A 6076-nucleotide genomic window follows, 5' to 3' on the forward strand; every position below is an offset into this window, starting at 1 on the left:
TTAAACCTTGTTTTATGGAATTTAAATCTAAACTCGTCAAACAATTTCTAAGCCAGACTGATAATAGATCTGGCATCACCAGGCTCTTATCAGTTTTAGTATTAGTAATGTTTTTTTCCTTCAATCTTCCCGCCCAGGTAATTACTATCAACGGGGATGCCAGTGATTGGGCCAATAAGACGTATAATGCCTATTCGCATGATGCCAACAATTCTAATGACAATCAATTTACTCAGGGGTCAAAAGATGGCGGGGCCATTTCATCCTGGGCATGGAGCAATGGGCAAACCAATAATAAAGGTGATATCACTAATGGTGCTGCCATTTTAGGTACTGAAGGAGGGCATAACATGCTTTATTTCGCCGGTGACCGCGCAGTAAATAATGGTGATGCTGCCATCGGATTTTGGTTTTTCAAATCTGCTGTCAGCCTTGTAGGTACTACATCTGGTACATTCTCAGGCTCTCACACCAATGGGGACATTTTGGTTGTAAGCCATTTTACACAAGGTGGGGGACAAGCTGATATCTTTATTTATGTATGGAATAATGGTGCATTAACCGGGCCTACAACAAGTAGTACTGCTGCTGTAAATGCTGCAGTTGAACCAGTTCCAGCGGGATTCACTTATGCTTCAGCCAATTATCCCATTGGAGACTTCTTTGAAGGCAAAGTAGACTTGACAAACCTGGGCGTACCTCCCTGCTTTACCAATTTCCTGTTGGAAACAAGGAACTCTCAGTCTATTACTGCTTCATTACAAGACCTGACATTTGGATCCTTCACAACTAGTGTAGATCCTCCAGGTGTTACTCCTGCTGCAAGATGTGGAGCAGGATCTATTACATTAGGCGCATCTGGTTGCCCAGGAGGAACTTTGAAATGGTATGACGCAGCAACAGGAGGAACACAAGTTAATACTGGAACTTCTTATACATTCAACCTGACTGCAACAACAACTTTATACGTTAGTTGTACTACAGCTGATGGTTGTGTCAGTGCCAGAACTCCAGTTACTGCTACTTTAAATGGAAATCCAACAGTTGTTGCCAATGCTACCCCTGCTGGAAATGTGAATATAGGCTCTGCACCTCCACATTATTCATTGAGCACTACTGTTAATGGTGTTTTGAATAGTGCTGACTATAATTATTCATGGGTTCAAGATCCTGCCCAAGGTGCTACCACAGGTGTTTTGAGCAGTACATCTATAGCTAATCCAACATTCAGAGCAAATATTGCCCAGACATTTACCTGGACAGTAACCGCAACAGATAAAGTAACTGGTTGCTTCAATAGCTCACCTGTTACAAGAACTGTGGATCCGGTTGCAGGATGTCCTATCGTTCCAAGAGATCCAGTTTGTTCAGGCACAACACATACATATACAGCAGATGTAGCTCCTGCAGGCACAGAAACATGGACCTGGTCTGTCAATAATGGAGCAAGTATAGTGTCCGTAGCTGATGGAGGATTTGCTAATGGAGGCCAATCCATAAAAGTTACAGCAGGAACTCAGAGCTTTACTTTAACATTGACCAAGAAGTTTGCTAATCCAAATCTTGCTGACCAGGTATGCCCTTATCCTGTTACTGTCAATCCTTTGGCTGCCCCACCGGATGTAACGTACAATGCACCAAGTTGTACTCAGAATTCCTTTAGTATAACAATCAACAATCCAGAGGTTGGAAGCACCTATACAGTCACACAATTAGATAATAATTCTGTTACAACAGCTCCTTATGTAAGTGGTGCACTAGTTATCAGTGGATTACATATTGGCCAGGGATTTAGTGTTACTTCTACTACAAGTGCAGGTTGCAAATCAAATCCATTTGATTGTGGCACATTTACACACTCAGCCCGGATTAATAATTCAGTGACAACAGTTGAACAGTCTATACAGCAACCTACTGTTTTAGCAGCACCAAATCCTTTTAACGACAGGATCCGTTTTTCGATCAAATCTCCAGTAGCTGGTAAAGGATCGTTGGAATTGTATAATATGTTAGGACAACAGGTAAAAGTAGTTTATAATGGTAATATTGAAAAAGGCATGGTTCAAACTTTTGAATATAGTGTTCCAGGAGCTCAACGCTCGAACCTTATTTATTTGTTTAGAATTGGTAATTATAAAACTACAGGCAAGTTGATAAACCTTAAATAACAACCAGTTGTTGTTTTAGATGATTACAATAAAAAGGATGCTCTTAATTGAGCATCCTTTTTCAATACATAATCAATATTATTAGAATAAAAACAGAATTTTCCTAATTGATTGTATATGCATAATAGGCAGAACACTGAGGAAGGAAATCATAATCAATCCATGAATAACCTGATTCTCCCCAACCTGTTCCCCAGGAACTCATTACCTGGTAGGCATGTTTGGCATCATTATAACCACTGATAACCAGGCAATGTGATATACCCATCGCTCCGGAATAACTTTTCCAGATAAAGCCAGGAGTTGCCTGCGTAAAACTATTGTCAGTACCAACTGTAATAATAACCGCGTGATGATTGACCAGCATTGTTTTTATAGCTGTAATATCAGTGACAGCAATCTTGGAATAGGAACTAATTTTATAATTAGTCGCTTCAGCAGATTGAGTACTGGTAGGCATAAGTGAACATCCATTAGATGAACTATATGGCATAGACTGCCAACTGCATACTCCGGAAGCTTTAAGAAAATCTAAAGCAGTAATTACACCTGTGCCTGAACCACAATCGCTGGTTTTTGTTTGATTGTACACGAATTCAGGGCTAAATACATTTGTGGAATAATTGTAAGAAGAAGCTCCTGTTTTATAGTATTGTTCAACTGACCTGGCAGCATATGTAGTTGCAAATGGGACACAAGAACCTTCACCACCCTGATTTTGCACAGGAGGCATATTTAATTGAAAATTAGCCGGCAAGGTTGTAGGTGGTAAAGTTGTAACAACAGTATTTTTAGAAACGCTAATGCTGAAAGAATTGCTATTGCCTGCAGCATCAGTTGCAGTAGCAGTTAGCGAATGCGTGCCATCCGCTATGTTCGATGTGTTCCATGAAAAATTATAAGGGGATGAACTTAAAGTGGAGATCAGCGTACCATCTACATTAAGGCTTACAGATTTAACACCAACATTATCTGATGCACCTACACTTACATTTACTGTTCCGGAAACAGAAGAACCATTTGCAGGTGAAACAATAGACACACTGGGTGGTGTAATATCACTTGTTACTGTATTTTGTGAAATTGTAATGGTATTAGATGCGCTATTTCCTGCTGCATCCTTAGCTGTAGCCACCAAAGTATGAGAACCACTACTTGTAGTCCAGGAGAATGAATAAGGTGCAGTAGATGAAGTGCCTATAATAGTTCCATCAACCGTTAAACTAACTGAAGATACAGCCACATTATCTGAAGCACTAACAAGTATATTTACTGTTCCGGAAACCGTTGATCCATTCGTAGGAGAGGTAATACTTACTGAGGGGGGTGTGGCATCGGTCCCTGATCTTACCGGTTTGCCCCTGGCACTTAACATATCAGGAGTTGTCATGAACTTCTGAGGATTGGCAAGAAACTCCTGCGACATAATTACCGGAACTTTAGAAACTTTTGCAGGATCATCAGGATTGACTCCTGACATTCGCATTCCTGAATATTCATCCTTAGGTTGCTGTAGTTGTTCTTTCTGACTTGTCTCTTTCTGACAGGCACTTAAAATTACAAGGGTACATAGTACGGCCCATAATCGTAGGACGGTCGGCTTTTTCATGGTTTTTCTTTTTTAAAAATGAATTAGAATACTATTGGATTCAAAGGGTGTGTTCTTCAGAACTATTATGGATGTTAACTCATCAATAGGGACGATATAAATATTCACTGTTCAGCTTTTTAACCAAAACTGAAATTTCCTGCCTGCAGGATCAGCCATTGCAGTGAATCAAAAACAGTAAAAGAAAAGGGAAATATAAAAGATGAAATTAGTTTTCAACAGAGACTGAACTCGGTCACGGCTTTCGATCTTTTTACCCTAGTCTTCATAATTACGTATGGCAAGGTAGAGCTATAAAAAACTCCATCCAAACCTTCAAGAAATGTACCAGTAACAGTCAAAAACCATCAGCAAAAAAATACATTTATATAAGCTAATAGGAATCAACTATGTGCACTAAAAATAAATTTCAAAAAACCTGTGGACACCCATTTTATATTTCTATCCACATCACATAAATATTGATCAAAGTCAAGCTAGATGCGGCTTTTAAAGCTGAACTATAAGTAGAAAAAGCTCCTTTCGGAGCTCTCCGGTGGGGTTCCTCCGAACTATAAACAAGACATTTTTATACTGTAAAAATGAAAGTAATTCGCTCAACAATCATCTTCCCAATTCACCATTATCACAACCTTTTAATAGAACAACCCACAGACCTGGATGTCTTCACTGTTACTTCCTTACCCGCGATCATCTCATCTATTGCTTCTTTTAAATGCTGCCTTTTAACATGACCCGGATCAGAAGGATTGTCATCCGTAGCGCCATGATAAACCAGTTTGGATTCCTTATTGAACAGGAAGTTTTCCGGTGTTCGCCTGGCATCAAAAGCATCTGCCAAAACTGATTGTTCATCCACCAGGTAATTCCATTTATATCCCTGCTCTTTACCATAGGTTTTCATGGCTTCAAATGAATCATCCTCACCCCGCTGCGCTTCATTGGAGTTGACCAAAACCACACCGATTCCATGATCTAAAGCATAATGGCAGATCTCTTTCGTGCGCTGCTGGTTCTTGATCACATACGGACAGGTATTGCAGCTGAACATCACCAGCAAACCATTCTTACCTATAGATTCTTTTAAAGAGACTTCCTTCCCTGAAATATCCTTCATTTTCACATCCGGCCTTGGTATAGATGCACCAATGGGTAATTCATTGTAAGTAGTGAAAGAGAAAAAACAGGAGAGGAGCAAGGCAGAAAGAAATATCTTTTTCATAACCCTATATTTTCAATAGCAAATTTCCTGAATAACGCTGATTTATTGCGACCGTTTATGTAATGTTTTCTGGAGGTGTTTGATAAATTGACATTAGGATAGGTTAACAAGTTGACTGGTTGAAAAGTTGACAAAGGGAGATGTAAGATTGTTCGACTTAAGGTTTACTAGTTGACAAGTTGGCAAGGAAAGGCAAAAGCCTCATTCCTTCTTTTGTGCATAATACAACTCTACCTTTAAAACATTTACGCCGCTCAAGTGCAGTTCAAAGATCCTTCCTTCGTCAGGATGACAGTAAATCATTGTTTACAGTTTGCAGTCTAATCTTAATTCCATAAAACTATAAATCAACCCACAAGGCGTACCATCAGTTGTGCAAGCAATGATACTATCCAACCTAAAGCAATTGTTTGATCTTCAGAATAACCGCAAATAATAGTTCACTTCAGTCCTAAAGAACTACAAACTACAAATTACAAACTTCCTTAAGCAGCATGTTTAAGGAGAAAGAAAGGTACCTGGTAATCCGGTGGAAAGTCTCCCTCAAACCTGATGGTCCAGTCATAATCATCCATGTTCAATTGTAAGTACTCGGTGTCTTCTGCGCTCAGGGGTGCTTTCACTGTTATCTCCAGCTTGTTCTTCATCTTCTTTTCCTTCTCCCTCTTTGGCTCCTTCAGCCTTCCTGCCAGCTCCTGTTCAAAGGAAGAGAGCAAAATGGTAAACTGCTCCTGGGTTAAAGAAGTACGCTTTTGTTCAGCAAGGAAGGTATGCAGGGCTGTGAATACCCCTGGTTTATCCATTCCCTGCTTTAAACAAACAATGGCTATGGTCCTTACCTGTTTAAACAACTGCCTGTACCTTCTTTTAACCGGTACAAAGCGGTAGATGATCGAAGAGATGATATTGCCTGTACCAAACCTCTCAGCGCTTCTGCGGCTTCCTTCAAAGGCAGGATCACTCCAGAAGCGCTTACTGCTTACACCCGGAAGCATTCTTACCAAAAATCCCCATTCCACATCCTTATAAAAGTTGATGTCACCATCCACGGTGCCTGTTGCTGTAACGTATCCTACT

General features: G+C 40.0%; 4 protein-coding genes. 1 reads left to right on the top strand and 3 read right to left on the bottom strand.

Going from position 1 to position 6076, the window contains the following annotated elements; all coding sequences use genetic code 11:
• Nucleotides 1-14 precede the first annotated feature (14 nt).
• Nucleotides 15-2168: an Ig-like domain-containing protein gene (locus BP74_RS21455; RefSeq protein ID WP_496377592.1), complete on the top strand. Its 2154-nt coding sequence runs from the start codon at nt 15-17 to the stop codon at nt 2166-2168.
• Nucleotides 2169-2271: 103 nt separating this feature from the next.
• Here BP74_RS21455 and BP74_RS21460 read toward each other — a convergent pair whose 3' ends face one another.
• The 3 genes from BP74_RS21460 to BP74_RS21470 form a co-directional block, all read right to left on the bottom strand.
• Nucleotides 2272-3777 (bottom strand): Ig-like domain-containing protein, encoded by a 1506-nt coding sequence (locus tag BP74_RS21460; protein ID WP_496377594.1) that lies wholly within the window; start codon nt 3775-3777, stop codon nt 2272-2274.
• Between the two features lie 625 nt (nt 3778-4402).
• Nucleotides 4403-4999 carry a thioredoxin family protein gene (locus BP74_RS21465; protein ID WP_496377596.1) on the bottom strand — a complete coding sequence of 199 codons (597 nt, stop codon included), beginning with the start codon at nt 4997-4999 and terminating at the stop codon, nt 4403-4405.
• A 485-nt stretch (nt 5000-5484) separates the two neighbouring features.
• A partial coding sequence (locus BP74_RS21470; protein WP_496377598.1) for a hypothetical protein occupies nt 5485-6076 on the bottom strand: 592 nt, incomplete at its 5' end.

It is taken from the genome of Flavisolibacter ginsengiterrae DSM 18136 (assembly GCF_059568575.1).